This is a genomic window from Chryseobacterium limigenitum (assembly GCF_900114875.1).
Classification (GTDB): domain Bacteria; phylum Bacteroidota; class Bacteroidia; order Flavobacteriales; family Weeksellaceae; genus Chryseobacterium; species Chryseobacterium limigenitum.
On sequence record NZ_FPKW01000005.1, the window covers coordinates 224,105 to 240,244 of the forward strand.

The 16,140-nt window shown below is 33.5% G+C and carries 19 protein-coding genes; 5 read left to right on the forward strand and 14 right to left on the reverse strand.

Translation table 11 applies throughout. From position 1 onward, the window contains the following. Positions 1-2 precede the first annotated feature (2 nt). The 8 genes from BT156_RS09005 to BT156_RS09040 all read right to left on the reverse strand — a co-directional run bounded on the left by BT156_RS09005 (position 3) and on the right by BT156_RS09040 (position 5,535). Positions 3-407: an ADP-ribosylation/crystallin J1 gene (locus BT156_RS09005; RefSeq protein ID WP_072409313.1), complete on the reverse strand. Its 405-nt coding sequence runs from the start codon at positions 405-407 to the stop codon at positions 3-5. Positions 408-417: 10 nt separating this feature from the next. Beyond that, complete coding sequence (locus BT156_RS09010; protein ID WP_072409315.1) at positions 418-891, reverse strand: macro domain-containing protein; 474 nt, start codon at positions 889-891, stop codon at positions 418-420. A gap of 154 nt (positions 892-1,045) precedes the next feature. Next, a complete protein-coding gene (locus BT156_RS09015) occupies positions 1,046-2,116 on the reverse strand; it encodes an adenylosuccinate synthetase (RefSeq protein ID WP_072409317.1) in 1,071 nt (356 codons plus the stop codon). Positions 2,117-2,119: 3 nt separating this feature from the next. Continuing rightward, positions 2,120-2,974 carry a hypothetical protein gene (locus tag BT156_RS09020; protein ID WP_072409319.1) on the reverse strand — a complete coding sequence of 285 codons (855 nt, stop codon included), beginning with the start codon at positions 2,972-2,974 and terminating at the stop codon, positions 2,120-2,122. Between the two features lie 2 nt (positions 2,975-2,976). Beyond that, the gene (locus BT156_RS09025; RefSeq protein ID WP_072409321.1) at positions 2,977-3,312 is read right to left on the reverse strand and encodes a hypothetical protein; all 336 of its coding nucleotides are present in this window, start codon (positions 3,310-3,312) and stop codon (positions 2,977-2,979) included. Positions 3,313-3,386: 74 nt separating this feature from the next. Continuing rightward, complete coding sequence (locus BT156_RS09030; protein ID WP_072409323.1) at positions 3,387-3,935, reverse strand: 2OG-Fe(II) oxygenase; 549 nt, start codon at positions 3,933-3,935, stop codon at positions 3,387-3,389. A gap of 30 nt (positions 3,936-3,965) precedes the next feature. Beyond that, a complete protein-coding gene (locus tag BT156_RS09035; protein ID WP_072409326.1) occupies positions 3,966-4,508 on the reverse strand; it encodes an NADAR family protein in 543 nt (180 codons plus the stop codon). A 331-nt stretch (positions 4,509-4,839) separates the two neighbouring features. Next, positions 4,840-5,535 (reverse strand): NUDIX hydrolase, encoded by a 696-nt coding sequence (locus BT156_RS09040; protein WP_072409328.1) that lies wholly within the window; start codon positions 5,533-5,535, stop codon positions 4,840-4,842. 403 nt (positions 5,536-5,938) lie between these two features. Here BT156_RS09040 and BT156_RS09045 point away from each other — a divergent pair, with 403 nt between their 5' ends. Continuing rightward, positions 5,939-7,804 carry a transthyretin-like family protein gene (locus tag BT156_RS09045; protein ID WP_072409330.1) on the forward strand — a complete coding sequence of 622 codons (1,866 nt, stop codon included), beginning with the start codon at positions 5,939-5,941 and terminating at the stop codon, positions 7,802-7,804. A gap of 159 nt (positions 7,805-7,963) precedes the next feature. Then, complete coding sequence (locus BT156_RS09050) at positions 7,964-8,173, forward strand: hypothetical protein (protein ID WP_072409332.1); 210 nt, start codon at positions 7,964-7,966, stop codon at positions 8,171-8,173. A gap of 38 nt (positions 8,174-8,211) precedes the next feature. Here the strand turns inward: BT156_RS09050 and lepA are convergent, their stop codons facing one another. The 6 genes from lepA to BT156_RS09080 all read right to left on the reverse strand — a co-directional run bounded on the left by lepA (position 8,212) and on the right by BT156_RS09080 (position 13,948). Further along, entirely contained in the window at positions 8,212-10,008 is a 1,797-nt protein-coding gene (gene lepA, locus BT156_RS09055; protein ID WP_072409334.1) for a translation elongation factor 4, read from the reverse strand. A gap of 82 nt (positions 10,009-10,090) precedes the next feature. Further along, positions 10,091-11,107, reverse strand: a complete 1,017-nt coding sequence (locus BT156_RS09060) for a hypothetical protein (protein ID WP_072409336.1) — start codon at positions 11,105-11,107, stop codon at positions 10,091-10,093. 69 nt (positions 11,108-11,176) lie between these two features. Beyond that, positions 11,177-12,223 (reverse strand): hypothetical protein, encoded by a 1,047-nt coding sequence (locus BT156_RS09065; protein ID WP_072409338.1) that lies wholly within the window; start codon positions 12,221-12,223, stop codon positions 11,177-11,179. Between the two features lie 101 nt (positions 12,224-12,324). After that, the gene (locus BT156_RS09070; protein WP_072409340.1) at positions 12,325-12,834 is read right to left on the reverse strand and encodes a hypothetical protein; all 510 of its coding nucleotides are present in this window, start codon (positions 12,832-12,834) and stop codon (positions 12,325-12,327) included. Between the two features lie 6 nt (positions 12,835-12,840). Then, positions 12,841-13,377, reverse strand: a complete 537-nt coding sequence (locus BT156_RS09075; RefSeq protein ID WP_072409342.1) for a hypothetical protein — start codon at positions 13,375-13,377, stop codon at positions 12,841-12,843. Between the two features lie 19 nt (positions 13,378-13,396). Beyond that, complete coding sequence (locus BT156_RS09080; RefSeq protein WP_072409344.1) at positions 13,397-13,948, reverse strand: RNA polymerase sigma factor; 552 nt, start codon at positions 13,946-13,948, stop codon at positions 13,397-13,399. A 302-nt stretch (positions 13,949-14,250) separates the two neighbouring features. On the opposite strand from BT156_RS09080, the gene BT156_RS09085 reads away from it, so the two are divergent. From BT156_RS09085 to BT156_RS09095, 3 genes are read left to right on the forward strand one after another with little or no spacing between them, the layout of a single operon-like run. Further along, positions 14,251-15,000 carry a Rossmann-like and DUF2520 domain-containing protein gene (locus BT156_RS09085; RefSeq protein ID WP_072409346.1) on the forward strand — a complete coding sequence of 250 codons (750 nt, stop codon included), beginning with the start codon at positions 14,251-14,253 and terminating at the stop codon, positions 14,998-15,000. Beyond that, positions 14,990-15,508 (forward strand): KdsC family phosphatase, encoded by a 519-nt coding sequence (locus BT156_RS09090; RefSeq protein ID WP_072409348.1) that lies wholly within the window; start codon positions 14,990-14,992, stop codon positions 15,506-15,508. The genes BT156_RS09085 and BT156_RS09090 overlap by 11 nt, the downstream gene beginning before the upstream one ends. Before the next feature lie 10 nt (positions 15,509-15,518). Then, positions 15,519-16,073 (forward strand): Maf family protein, encoded by a 555-nt coding sequence (locus BT156_RS09095; protein WP_072409351.1) that lies wholly within the window; start codon positions 15,519-15,521, stop codon positions 16,071-16,073. Positions 16,074-16,140: the final 67 nt, after the last annotated feature.

The following is a 16,140-nucleotide window of genomic DNA, read 5'->3' on the forward strand; positions in this document are numbered from 1 at the left end:
GCTTATTTTTTTTTAATATTTAAAATTTCAGCATTTGTAGAATCTTTAAAATCATTTCCTACAAACACTTTTATTACTTGAATATTTCCAACAATCGCCTGATTAAAGATTTCTAATTCTTCCGACGGAACCCACAATTCATTATGATTTCTGGCTCCGACATTTTGTGCAGGATATTTATTTACAACTTTTTCCAACACTTCAAATTTTGTTACAAAACCGAGATAGTTTCCTGCTTCATCCCTCGTATTCCATTTTTCTGCAATTTCTGATGCATAATCTTCATCTAAAACAGGATAGAAAATCGGCTGCCAATCTAATCTTGGAGGAAATCTTTTGAAATTGCTTTCTAGAATTAAAATCATTTCCTTTTCTCCGACTGGTCTGTAAAGTGTTGTTGTTTTCATTATTCAAGTTTTATTCAAAATCGTAAACATATACTTCCACATCATTTTCCAACAATGTTCTTTCAATAATCGGTTCAATTTCTTCCCAATTTCCTCCTGCTAAACCGCAACCAATTCTTGGCATATGTATACTTGCATTTAATTTTAAGGCTTGATCAATTAGTTTACTTAAACATTTTTCTACAGCTTCATATCTAATTGGAGGAATTCCTTTTGAATTGGTAATTGTTTTATGTTGACCAATCATATTGCAAACCAAAATATCTTTTTCAACTTGAACTATTTGAATTTCACCAAGATTAAAATTTTCTCCACTTTGAAACCATTTTCTATATTCATTCTCTGGGTTCTTCCATTTTTTAGAAATTGCCATTACAAAACCTTTTCCCCAACCTCCAATATCATTGCAGATATGTGTGATGATTTTATTTTCTTTTGTCTGAGGGCTTGTAGCATCTCCCTTTAAATAATTGATAGTTTTCATGGTTACTAATGTGTTTTTTTTTTATGATCTTCTTCTTTTACATTTTGGCTAAAGCCGTTGAAATTTATTCATTATAAAAATGGGCTAAAGCCCATTCCTATTGATTTAATGATATGTAAATTTATTTCCTTTTAAAATTAATCAATATTTTTCATCAATTAATTCTTTTAAAACCCTTTGAATACGGAGAATAAGATCCGTAAACAGCATCAAATTTCACATTGAGATTTTCAATTTTAAATTCCTCATCAATTTGATCCAGACAAGTCACAACCAGATTTCTCTTGTTGGCAAAAACATAAGCTTCGTCCAATTTTAAGGCATAATTTAATAAGTTATCATCTAAATTACCAAAGCGAAGATCCTTTTGATATTCATTGAAAATGCAGGTTTCCTCTTCATTATTTTTTAATGTTAACTCCTTTTCATTGCTCATCCAGCCGCTTCCGTGACGTGTTGAATAACATCTTGTTACATAAAACATTTCTATATTTTCAATCTTCAACAATTTACAAACTTCATACGCATTTTTTGAAGTGGTATTGGCAAATGTTACGTTGGGGAAAACGCCATGATCCATATCTAATAAAATTCCCTGACTACCTTCAAAAATAAGATTGTTAAATGAATTCAGATAAGAATAGCCTTCAATTTTCCAATCAATTCTATCGATAGCTTCTAAAAAATCCTGTAAAGCATTTTGGATTTCCTCTCCTTCTTCAAAACCATAATAATTGGCAATTCCTTTTAATTTTTCAATCAACATTGATCTTGGAGCAATCAAATCAACGGCAAATAACTTAAACGGAGTTTCATTCCTCTTCATGGTCGCTCCAACACCTTTTCCGCAGGTTCCGTGTTCTAAGTTTTTGATATTTTTTCTGTTACTCAAAACGTCAAAAGGTGTTGTTATTTTTGCCAACGGGTGAATATGCAAGTCAAGATTCCCATTTTTCTTTTTTAATTCTTCGCTTTCATTGAATAAAAAAGTCGGATGAATCGTACAATGTTCGGTAAAATATGACGGCAAACCACGCAACGCTCCACTGGCAAAACTTGAATGAATATGCTTTTTATCATCAATCATCACGGTGTGCGCCGCCTGTTGTCCGCCGGAAAACCTAATAACCACAGACTCAGGATTCTGCTGAGCAAGAAAATCTGTAGTGATTCCTTTTCCTTCATCACCAAAACCTAAGCCTATAATTATTTGTGCCGTTTTCATTTTTTAAAACATTTGAATATTATTAAATCCTCCTAAATCTACAAATCCTGAAGTCTCTTTTTTAAACTTATTGCAGACAATTTCTTTGATCACGCTCGGAACATCTCTGTAATCTTCTATGGAAACACAATTCTGTCCTAATAAATCTTTCCAGCCTTTATCCGCTCTCATCGCTCCATCTGAATGCAAAACGCTGATGTGAAAAACTTCATATTTTTTTTGAGCTTCTTTCAGCAATTCGGTATGAGTAAAGGTCTGCTGACCCGTTCCCATAATTTCTCTGATCGCAGAAGCCGGAAGTGTTTTCAGGCAAGGTTCGTCGCCTACTGTGAACAATAATCCTTTTTGATTTCTCTTTTCAAAAGCATCCGTTCTGGTGTGAAAAGCGGCAAAATACCAAGCTAATAAATAACTTTCTCCGGCATTTCCTCCACCTCCTGATTCAATATAAGTTCGTGTCAGCCACATATCCAATTCTTCATCTCCGGATTCAAACTGACCGACCTGCAAAGGATAACCATCACATTCATGATCTCCGATTCCTAAGAATAAAAGTGCGGGATCGGGAACTCCGCCCTGAATAATTCCTCCCATTAATTTTGGAAGACCTTCTTTAATTAATTCATGTGGAATATGTCCCATACTTCCCGTTACGTCCAGTCCTAAAATAATAGGAACAGAATTCGGATGAACCGCAGAATCTCTTGATTCTCTGAAAGAAATACCTTTAGGATTCATTGATTCGTGCGCCATTCTTTTTGCATTCTGAGTGAAAATCTCACCTACAGATTTTGATGCATACCCTTCTTTTCTTGCTCTGTCATAACGAGCATCCATGTCGTATCTTGTACTTCCCATAACTAAAATTTTTTACCAAATAAATATTCAAATCTTTTAGTTGAAACTTCCAGTTGAATATTTAAATTTCTGATTGTTAATGATAATTCTATATCTTTCTGAACGAATGCTTCCGGCTGAAAATCAGCAAATGTCAAACTGTTTTTGTCTAACGGACTGATGTCTATAAGACCTTCCTGTTCGCGTTCCAGTCTTTTGATTTTCAGTTCAATATCTTCTACTCTGCGTCTGTATATCAACTCTGAATCTTCTCCGATTGTTCGGGCTCGATCTTCTCTTATCTGGTCATTATTTCTTTGTAATGATTCGATAAATCTGGGTTTTAAGTCTTCTTCCATGTTCTTAAATCTTTTATTTGTGTTAATAATACACTAATTAAAAACTGCATAGTTTTGCCTTAATTCTTTGCGAATTATTTTATGGAGTACATCACATCCGTTCTCAAAACATACTTTAAGCCATTGATTAAAGTTTTCCCTTCATGTCTTAAAGGATGATGAAAAATCAAGGCAGAACCTTTCTTTGGAGCAACTGTGAATAAATTTTCGAATTCTGTTTCCCCACCTTCAAAATCATCATTCAAATAGATCATAAATGTGTAAAAACTTTTCTCATATTCATTTCTGATATAACTTCCGTCACGATGCATTTTGAATCTCTGCCCCGGAGAATATTTATAAATTCTGAGCATTTCATTAAAATTCAAAACTTTATAGTTTTCATACTCTTGTGGAAGAAATTCAACCGCTTTCCTGAAAAGATTTTCAGCCAAATCATTATCAAAAATCATCAGTCTGTCATTATTTCTGACTCCTTTATTCATTAGCTGACGACCATGCATATTGATTTTCGCTTCTTCAAAAATTTTATCTTGTGTCAATTCAATGTAATAATCACATTCTTCATTTGTAAGAAAATTTTCAATCAAAAAAATCTGTGGATGTAATTCTGTCTTTTTCATATTATTATTTTGTGTTTAGCTATTGTGTTTCTACCCTCTTAATTCGTCTCTTACTTCCATTAAAGCAAATCCTAACAAATTTTCACCATTCCATTGAAGTGGATTTTGTGCTTTTGGATCTGTTTCCAACATTCCGATTCCCCAAATTGTATCATATGGACTTGCTTCCACCAAAATTTTATCATTTGTCGATAATAGAAAATCTTTGAACTTTTGATTTTGTGAAAATTTTAAAAAATTTCCTCGTTTTACGATATCATATTTTTGTTCGTCCCAAAGTTTCGGATCAAAGTTTTTGACTTTTCTACCTAAACTTTTTGCAAGATTTGGAGAATCTGATTTTAAAATTTCTTCTAATGTTTCATCATCATTAAATAATTTCGCTTTCCCAGCCATCATATAATGCTCCGCTGTTTGATATTCAATTCCGTTTTCTTCAAATTGAAAAGGAAACCATTGACTGAAACAAGCTTTTGTAATTTCCTCTTTTACTGTATGTCCCCAGAAAAATAAGAATTCTATGTTCTCTTTTTTCTGAAATTTCTCTATTGTATTTTGTAATGTGTATTTCATGATTGCGTTATTGTTACACAAATGTAAAACAATATGATTTTATTAACCAAATTTATTTGTGTTTATTTTACGCTAATTAAAATAAGTAATTGATTTTCAGTGATAAAAATTTAATTTATTAAAATATAAATTATATAAATGTTTTACACGAATGACACGATTGATGATTGTTCATTTAAGTTTTCGCTAAAGCCAAAGGATTCGTTGTTCATTAAAAAACGGGCTAAAGCCCGTTCCTATTGATGTATATAATTTGAATTTTCCTGGAATTTTACATTAAAAATATTAGTGGAAATTAGTGTAAAACATTTGTGTCATTTGTGTTTAGAACTTATTTAATTTCAAAATAAAATCCTTGTTCTTCAAGCTCTTTATATTTCTCCTGATTGAAAGTAAACAATTTTCCGGGTCTTCCGCTGCCTTCTTTTTTAACGTTATTGGTTTCATTCAAAAGCCCGTAGCTCATTATTTTCTTTCGGAAATTCCGGCGGTCAATTTCCTGTCCGATAATGGTTTTGTAAAGATTTTCAAGGTCTGAAAAAGGGAATTCTTCATTAAGAAGATTAAAGCCAATCGGCTGAAATTGAATTTTTGTACGAAGCCTTTTTAATGCAACATCTATAATTTTATCATGATCAAAAGCGAGTTTGGGAAGTTTATTGACACTGAACCATTGCGCGTCTTCGGCATCAGAATCTGCAAACAATTCATGATAAGAAGGGTTCACGAGCCCCAGATAAGCGATAGAAACCACTCTGTTTCTAGGGTCGCGGCCAACATTACCAAAACTATAAAGTTGCTCCAGAAAATCGGGTTTTATGCCTGCTTCTTCGTGCAACTCTCTTTTTACCGCGTCATCCAAATTTTCATCATCCAAAACAAGACCTCCGGGAAGCGCCCAACCCCCTTTGAAAGGTTCAATATTTCTTTTAATTAAAAGAATTTGAAGATCTTTTTTGTCGAAATATCCGAAAATGACGGCATCAACAGCCACTTTAATATCCTGTAGTTTTTTTGGAGACTCCATAAATTAATTTGCGTTACGAATACACAAAATTACAATTTAGAATCTTCAATTTCAACATAAAAATAATAATTCTTTACACAATAATTTTCATCAAATCCATAAACAGCTTTAAATTAAACAATTATGAAAAATTTATTATTCGAAGCTTGTGATAAAATAAAAGTTGATGTAAAAGATTCCGGCAATACCAATTCTACAGGGGAAAAAATGAAATAAAATTTCTCGGTAAATAATAAATAACCATTTCAAATGAGGTGGTTATTATTGAAATATGGTAAAATCACTATAAACAAATAGTGATTTTACTTATTGATTTCCTGATAGTTATAATCAACTTTGGTTTATAAAAAGGAAGAAGCCGAAAACCTTAAAGAGTAGGCACAAAAACTAATCCACGTAAACCATGAGTCACACTATCAAAGGAAATCTTGCAGCTTATTTATGCGGCAGAGATTGTTCAGAATACCTTAGTCAGGTTAAAGTACGCATTTACCTTCCTCTAGCGGATGTCAATATACCAGCTGTATCATCTGCTGAGATTAAAGACACTTTTAGAGAAGTTAAAGAAGAAGAAATTAAGTCTAAACAGGACAGACTTCTTGCAGAAGCAGAAACAGATATGGAAGGGAATTTTTCCATTAAAATTGATGAAAGATATTCCCGTTCCGCACTAGAAATAGACTTTTATTGCGGATCAGTTCCACGACCTCCTTTACCACCTAAAAAAGGAAAAGAAAGACAGTTTCATATCACAACATTCGTTCCTCAATGGAAAACCTCAGAAAATCAGGAAAACTGGATCGCTAATTTTGCTTACATCATTCCGGATAAATGGTGGTGTTTGATTAAAGGGCGCTATTTTGATGTTTGGACAATTTGCGGAGTATTAACAGACTGCAAAACAGGAAAACCTCTTGAAGGCGTTTCTGTAATCGCAATGGATGCCGATTTTATCACTGATGATGAATTGGGAAGAAATACTACAGACAGCAACGGACATTTTAAAATTTATTATACTTCTGTTGAGTTTAAGAAAACTTTTCTTTCTCCGATCATTAATATAGAAACAGATGTTGCGCTTCCGTTTGCGAGTGGTCCTGATGTCTATTTTCAATTGGAATACGGCGGACAAAGGTTTGCATTAGAAACAAAAGCCAATCGACGCAATAATGTAGGCTATTGCTTATGTGTAAAACTTTGCTCGAAAGAACTTATTCCTGTAGATTCTTCTGTTCCCCCTTCATTTACTCATTTTGGCCTTACTCAACACATTCCGATTCAGGCTGGTATTAATTCTGCAACAGGAAAAACTTTAGGAAATTATGCTTTTTTCTCTTCAGTAAATCTTGTGGGTACAATCAGTAAGAAGATCAATACCCAGCCGATGGAATATCTTTTTGAATATCAGGAAGTAGCAAATCCTGCGGATGCCTTAAATCCTGCAGGATGGAATCCTATCGTTCCCAATATGATTGATAAAACGGTGATCGGTTATTTATGGACATTTACAGGTGATCCTTCCAACCCGATTGCTTATGAACCTTATTTCATTAATGGAACCGGTACAGAAAAAACCGTCACTTTCAACGGAAACTGGATACAGGTGCCACAAGATTCTAATTTTGCGCCTCACGTAGATGCAGAAATCTTGAAACTGAATACTGAAAAACTTACAGGAGTAACTTCAATAGATATGGCAATGCCAACCTCAGGAATAGGAAATGCAACGGTATCTGCGGCAAGACCTCATACCTCAAACAGATATTTTGCCATTCGTATGAGACAAAGACAAATAAGTAATTCAGCTACAGAAATTGTGGCAGGAACGTCTAAGCCTATTGCTGTTTATAATGTTTTATATCAAAATGTCAATAAATACGGAAGTTGGGCTCATACAACAGTTGATAATCAATATATAGCATTATCAGTGGATCTTGAAGAAATTATTTCCGGCAGCAGCGGATGTAGTAAAATAACAACAGATCTGCACATAAAATATGGAGCAAGAAATGAGAATCTCGGCAATGTAAGCCTTTCTATCGTAGGCCCCCACAAACCCGGACAAAGTTTTGGATTTAATGCTGTCGCTCTTATGCCAGCACCGGAAACATTTGGGTCTACTCAATTGGTATTTACACCTCCTACAGATACAGTAGCTGATTTATTAGCCTGTGCTTATACCGTTTCTATTTCAGCTACGGCATTGCTGACTACCGGAGACAGTAATCTTGGTTCATACTATGATTTTGTATCCTTCTGTAAAGTTTAAAAAATAGTAATGATGGGTATTTTATCCTCTTATATTCTGTAAAACCGAACATAGGATTGTGATTTACCCATCTCTTGCTTATAAAATAGTTTCAAAATAAAACAATAGGTAAAGCTGAAAACCTTAAAAAGTAGGCATAAAAAGCTAATTTATACCATCATGAAAACATTATTAAAAGTCATTATAGTAATCATCATTATTATTGGCGGAGTTTTGATCATCATTGTCGGGAAAAAACCTATCCCGGAGCCGGAATGCATCGTTTGCGGTCCAAATCTTGTGAGAATTCTAGGAATTGCTGAAGTGATCCTCGGACTCGGTGCTTTAGTCATCCAGGGAAACTTGGTAGAGAAGCAAAGAAATTTTTGAAAATAAAAAGACCGATATAATGTATCGGTCTTTTTATATTAATCGTTTAGTTTTAAAACTGCCATGAACGCAGATTGCGGTACTTCTACTCTACCAATCTGCTTCATTTTCTTTTTACCTTCTTTCTGTTTCTCAAGGAGTTTTCTCTTTCTGGAAATATCTCCTCCGTAACATTTTGCGGTAACGTCTTTTCTTAATGCTTTAATGGTTTCTCTTGCGATAACTTTGGCTCCCAATGCTGCCTGAACTGCAATATCAAACTGCTGTCTAGGAATCAGTTCACGAAGCTTTTCACACATTCTCTTACCGATGTAATACGCATTACTGTCGTGAATCAATGATGATAAAGCATCAACCATATCTCCATTGATCAGGATATCCATTTTTACCAATTTAGAAGCACGCATTCCGATTGGTGAGTAATCGAAAGATGCATAACCTTTAGAAATTGATTTTAAACGGTCATAAAAGTCAAAAACAACCTCAGCCAAAGGCATATTGAATGTTAATTCAACTCTGTCTGCCGTTAAATAACTTTGATTTACAATTTCACCTCTTTTTTCAATACAAAGTGTCATTACAGAACCTACAAAATCAGATTTTGTAATGATAGAAGCTTTAATATAAGGCTCTTCAACTCTGTCTAAAAGATTGGGGTCAATCATTTCAGAAGGGTTATTGATTAATATTGCTGTATCAGGATCTTTTTTCGAATATCCGTGGTATGAAACGTTGGGAACCGTCGTGATAACATCCATGTTAAACTCTCTGTCTAAACGTTCCTGAACGATTTCCATGTGAAGCATTCCTAAGAATCCGCAACGGAAACCAAAACCAAGCGCTGCTGAACTTTCCGGTTCGAAAACCAAAGAAGCATCATTTAGTCTTAATTTTTCCAGTGAAAATCTTAATTCTTCAAAATCTTCAGATTCGATAGGATAAATACCCGCAAAAACCATAGGCTTTACTTCCTCAAATCCATCAATCGCTGCTGCTGCAGGATTTACAAAAGAGGTAATGGTATCCCCTACTTTTACTTCTCTGGCATCTTTAATTCCGGAAATAATGTAACCTACATCACCACAATGAATTGTTTTTTTAGGAACCTGCTTTAATTTTAAAGTACCAACTTCATCCGCACCATATTCTTTTCCAGTTGCGAAAAATTTAATCTTTTCGTTTTTAGAAATACTTCCGTTTACTATTTTGAAATAGGCTTCAATTCCTCTGAATGGATTGTAAACAGAGTCAAAAATCAACGCCTGAAGCGGTGCATCCGGATCTCCAACCGGAGCCGGAATTTTGTTCACAATATGCTCAAGCAAATCATGAACTCCTTCTCCCGTTTTTCCTGAAACTCTAAGAACGTCTTCATATTTACATCCTAAAAGTCCCATAATCTCGTCGGTAACTTCTTCCGGATTTGCAGATGGAAGATCTATTTTATTAAGAATCGGAATAATTTCCAAGTCATTTTCCAGCGCTAAATAAAGGTTACTAATCGTTTGTGCCTGAATACTTTGCGCAGCATCAACAATAAGAAGCGCACCTTCACAGGCTGCAATAGAACGGGAAACCTCGTAAGAGAAATCTACGTGTCCCGGTGTATCAATTAGATTTAAAATATATTTTTCTCCTTTATATTCATAATCCATTTGGATGGCGTGAGACTTTATCGTGATCCCACGTTCTTTCTCCAAATCCATATCATCCAGTGTCTGAGACTGCAACTCTCTCTGAGTAACAGTATTGGTATATTCCAATAGCCTATCCGCCAAAGTACTTTTACCGTGGTCAATATGAGCGATTATGCAAAAATTTCGTATGTTTTTCATTTAAGAACCTTGTAATTTGCAAAGATAAAAAAAAGAGAGACAATTCCTCTCTCTTAAATTTTTAGTGTGTAATTAATTTTAATTATTCATTCGAAAAATCATATTCTCCGGTTAAAGGATCAATTTCAATTTTCGAAAGACCCGCTTTTTCTATGTTCTTTTTGTTTGAAGAAGCATCTATTACTGCTCCTATTACACCTCCAATGATGCCTCCAATAAGTGCTCCGGTAATAGCCGCTCCGGCGTTATTTGTAGGAAACAATTCTTCCTTTGAAGATAAAATATAAAATTTATTATCTTCTTTTACCATTTCTATCAACCTAAAGGGAGTTGAACGATAAGCCATACCATTGTCTACGATCGCAAAAACATCATTCGTGAACGTATCATAGCCGTTTTTATTTGAAACCCCGGTTACTACACCTTTGCTGTTTTTCTTTACTGAATAATCACTATTTGGCTCTTGCTTAGAAAAAGACCTGTAATCTGTGTAAACTCCATCTGTAAGCTTTTCAGAATTAAATAATTTGAATTTTCCTGAGATTACTTTCTCATAATCATTCAGCTCTCCTTCAGAAATTGGAAAATTTGTTATGGGCTCAGAGTAGGAATCTTTAATCAATGAACTTATCTCTAGTGAGATTTTGTATGCAATTGCTCTTGTAATATAGGCATGATCTTTAGGTTCATAATCTTTCATAATATTAGCTCGTTTAACGAAATAATATTTGTCATTTCTTTTAATAAATGTTGCCATTTTAAGCTTGAGCTTTCCTATGATTGATTTTCCTTTTTGTTCATCACCAGCTTTCAATTCTTCCAATATCAGCAAAAATTCTGTATTTCCGGGCGTTTTATTATCCTCCAAAAACCACTTTTGAAAAAGATTTTCCAAATTTTCATCTTCAAACTTTAGCTCATAAGGCTCTTTTCTGTGAGAAACCGTTCCGATAGTTTTATCATCCCTCCTATCAATTAAGGTAAGTGATTTTGCAATTTTGTTTTTATCCTTTATACTTTGTGTAAGTTGTATGAATTGGGTTTTCTGGGCAAATACTGTCCCTGAAAATAAAAGGAACAATAGAATGTGTTTCATCATATATATTTTCCGCAAAAGTAAGAATTAGTTTAAAATAAAAGACTCTCACAAAACGTAAGAGTCATTATTTTATTCATTCGAAAAATCATATTCTCCGGTTAAAGGATCAATATAAATCTCAAACATCTCTCCTTTTCTCTCCTTATTTTGCCTTAAACCTCGCTCAAAAATACCAACAAGCCCAATTGCAACACCGCCGTACATTCCTCCGCCAGCGCCACCACCAACACTCACAAAAACGGCAGAATTTCGGACAGGTAAAATATATCCTCTGTTACTGACGATGTAAAATCCTTTTTCATTTTTATTTAATTCTAAAAATCCTGAGTATGTTTTCTTGTAAGCTTTTCCGTTTTCTACATAAGCAAACATTTCACTCGCTGAGATCTTATCTTTTTTACCGTTCTCTTCTTTTACAGCTCTTAAAACATTTCCTTTATCATTTTTCTCAAGAACATAATTTCCAATTTCCGGAGTTTGATTTAAAAATGCAGTATTGCTTAGATAAACTCCATCTTTTAACTGTCCGTTTTTATACGCTTCAGAATTGTTCTTTACATACGATTCGTAATCTGCAAGGTCATTCATTATAACAGTATTTTCCGCAGGTTTCATTGTATATGTTTTCTTCATAAACATTGCAATAATAACCGGAATATTCTTTACAACAACATCAGATATATTTTTATTCTTAAAACTATAAACCGTATCTTTCTTATACAAAAATCTGTAATTATCTCCTTCTTTAAGGAAAGTTTGTGCCGAAAAATCAATATCAGCTTCTGTTTCTTTGCCTACAGTTTCTCCAAGTGCCGTTTTTAATCTTTTTAAAATTAAAACCATCTCATGCTTTCCTCCTTTATGATTACTATCTGTATACCATTGACTTAGAAAATTATTAATGGTAGCAGGAAAAACAATCTCTTTCATTTCTTTAGCGTCACCAAAAGGCATCTCTCCTATCTTTTTATCTTCTCTCTGATCAATTACTTCAAGAGATTTGTAAATATTTCCTTTTGGATTTGATAGATTTCCTCTTTCCTTAATAATTTCCTGAGCCTGCGAAAACCCGAGAATAGAAATGAAAACAAGTGTGAACTGTAAGATTTTTTTCATGTGATAAAAGATTTACTCAAAAATATGAATTAGTTTAAAAATTAAACGACTCTCACAAAAAAAGATTTGTAAGAGTCGTCCAACATTAAAAAAATAAACTATTATGGTGATTGCCTTTGGCCTCCAGCATTATTGTTTCCGTGAGGTCTTCTTTCATTCATTTTATCTCTCATCATACCTTCAGATTGAAACAGCTTCAAGACTTTCTGGCAAGGAATAACTTCCTGCATTTTATCTGCGTATCTTTTTCTATTATCTAATAATTTTTGTCCCACTTCAAAACTCTGCTGCAACTTTGCTTTTGCTTCATCATCAGATAAAGTTTCCGGGTTAAAATTAGAATTAAACTGGCTTTTTATTTGTTTCTGGTTATCAAGATATTCGTTGTAAAGCTGTGTAAATTCTGCTTTATCACTTGCTTCAATATCAAGATTATCCATCACCATATTATTCCTAAACTTGGCAAGAAGAGCTTTTCTTTCTTCTGGAGAAAGATTATTTATTACCTCTTTTCTTTGTTTAGGGTCCATTTTTTTCCAGTCATAATCCGTTTTTTGGGCATTTAAGCCAAAACCATAAATAATAAAAAGTGTAAATAATATCTTTTTCATCTTTCTTTAATTATATAAATCCAAATAAACATCCTGAGTCGAATTGCTTGCTAATTCTGAAATTTCAGAATTAGAAAACGAATCTAAATATTCATTCATTTGAGTTTCCGTTTTCTTAGAAGCCGGCTTCACTGTTTTTGGTGTAGCCGTTCCCTTTTTTGTTTCTATATCTTGTGAAACTAAGTTCCTACTGTTTTGATTTACAATTGTTTGATTGTTTTTTTCAACAGAAGTTAAATCCGATTTTAAAGTTTCATAAGCGATCTCGCTTTCTGATTTTGGCGCCTGAGTATCCGCAACATACTTTGCTCCGGAATTTCCTGCATCTTTTGCCGAATCATCATTTTGATTAAAAACAAAAGTAGCTCCAAAGATCAATGCTAACGATGCAGCTGCCGCATAAGCCCAATTCAGTTTAAAGATAGGTGCTTTTTTGGTATTTTTTACATCATTTATTACTTTTTCCTGAATATTTTCAAACAAATTATCAGGAACCTTGTAAATGTTTTTACGTTCTAATTTTTCTATATCGAACTCTTTCATGTCTTTTGCGTCTCAAAAATTATTTCTCGTAATTTTCTTTTATATACTCTTCTATTTTCTGCTTGGCATAGTGATAATTTGTTTTCAAAGTACCTACCGACATATCTACAATTTTAGATATCTCTTCGTAAGGTAAATCATCATAATACCGCATCATAAATACCAGTTTCTGCTTTTCGGGCAGGCTTTGTATAGCATTCTGTAGCAATATTTGTATCTCTTCTGCATCACTTGATACATTGTCTGCAACAAGATTCTGCATATAATATTCCGGATCTTCATCAGTCTTCTGCATTTTCTTTAACTTGTTTACCTGCTGTAATGCTTCGTTGGTCGCGATCCTGTACAGCCAGGTGTACAACTGACTATCATTTTTGAACTGATGAAAATTCTGATATGCTTTAATGAATGTTTCCTGCAACGTATCCTGCGCAAGGTCACCATCCACAATGATTCTTCTTATATGCCAATACAATCTACTTTGATAAGCATCCATCAACGCGCGAACTCCTTTCTCCTGAGTTCGTGGGTTTTGCATCAGCGTAATAATTTCCGCGTCCTTAATCTTCATAAGATGCTTTCATTGTTTTGGATTACAAAAATAATGGAAAGTTAAATTACCTATTCAATTTTAAGTCCAAAAAATAGATTCATTTGAATATTTTAAACGCAAAGGTCGCTAGGGTTTACTTTTACGAGCATATTTTTTCGTTTGCAAAGGCATTTCATTCAGCCATGATCGCTCGTTTTATCCTCTGCTGAGTGTGAACGCTTTTGCGAGCGAAAAATATTTAATTAATTGATTTAAAAAACTTCTAATTTCCCAAAACCAACTCCCTTTTTAAACTCATCTTAAAATATTATCTTTGTTTTATGCAAATTGTAATTATCGGTTCCGGAAATGTAGCCTATCATCTGGCAAAAGCTTTTGTTCTGAATAACATTCCATTAGCTCAGGTTTTTGGAAGAAACGAAAAAGATTTAAATAAAATTTCTGAAGAATTAAAAGTTCCTTATTCCACAGAAAAACTGGAAGATGCAGATCTGTATATTATTTGTGTAAGTGACGGTTCTGTAGAAAATGTTTCTAAATTAATCACTAAAAAAGATTGCTTGGTAGTGCATACTTCAGGATCATTACCCAAAGAAATCTTAGCAGGAGAGTACAGAAAATCAAGCTTTTATCCTTTACAGACTTTTTCTAAATCTAAAGAATTGAATTATGAAAAAATTCCTTTTTTCATAGAAACTGAAAATGAAGAGGACAAGAAAATTCTTTTTGAAATCGCTTCAAAAATTTCAAAAAACGTAATGGAAAGTACTCATGAAAAGAGAAAATATATTCATTTGACGGCCGTTTTTGCCTGCAATTTTGTGAATCATCTTTTTTCAAGAGCCAAAGAAATTTCAGATTCTCAGGAGATTCCATTTGATTATTTTTTACCGCTGATTGATGAAACCGTTCAAAAAATCCATGAAATAGAACCTAAATCAGCCCAAACCGGACCCGCCGTAAGAAATGATGCCCGTATTTTGCAATTGCATGAACAATTATTGAAAGACGAAAGTCTGGAGATCTATAAAACAATGAATCATTCTATTAAAAAAATGTATGAGCTATAAAGAGAAATTAAAAGATATAAAAGCATTTGTATTTGATGTAGACGGCGTATTCACAGATGGAAGCGTTTATCTGATGCCCGGAGGAAATATGTCGAGAGTTATGAATGTCTTAGATGGTTATGCAGTTGTTAAAGCCTTAAAAAACAATTATTTAATTGGAGTAATTACTGGTGGAAATGATGAAATGGTAAAACACAGAATCAATTATCTTGGAATTCAGGATTACTATCCAAAATCTCACGATAAAATGGTTGATTTTGAGGAATTTAAATCAAAATATAATCTTAAAAACGAAGAAATTCTGACAATGGGAGACGATCTTCCTGATATTCATATGATGGAAACGTCGGCTATTGCAACCTGTCCAGAAAATGCGGTTCCTGAAGTAAAAGGAATTTCCGATTATATTTCACCAAAACAGGGTGGAAGCGGAGCAGTACGCGATGTCATTGAGCAGGTAATGAAAGTTCAGGGAAATTGGCATGAAGACAACACTCAATCTATATAATTAACTGAAAATGAAGTTACTATTAGCATCACAATCTCCAAGGAGAAAAGAACTTTTAACCAATTTAGGATTCGATTTTGAGGTTGTAAAAATAGATTGTGAAGAGATTTTATCAGAAAGTATTGAAATAGGAGAGGCGGCGGCTTATTTGTCTGAATTAAAAGCAAATGCATTCAGAAATCTTGTGGACGATGAAGTTTTATTGACATCTGATACCGTTGTAGCCATTGATAACCAAATTCTTGGAAAGCCAAAAGATGAAGCTGAAGCAAAAAAAATGCTGCAGCAATTATCTGGAAAAACACATCAGGTTTATACGGGAATTACGATTAAAACAATCAATAAAACCATTACAGAGACTGATGTTGCAGATGTAGAACTTGATGAAATTTCGGATGATGAAATAGATTTTTACATTAAAAATTATAAACCTTTCGATAAAGCAGGAAGCTACGGCATCCAGGAATGGCTTGGAATGGCAAAAATTAAAAATCTGTCCGGCAGTTTTTATACCATTATGGGGCTTCCTACTCATTTGGTTTACAAAATTTTGAAAGAAATATAAATATTTTCAATATAAAATTTTATTATTTTTACAAAATCATCAATCTTTTGATAATAAAAAGTAAATT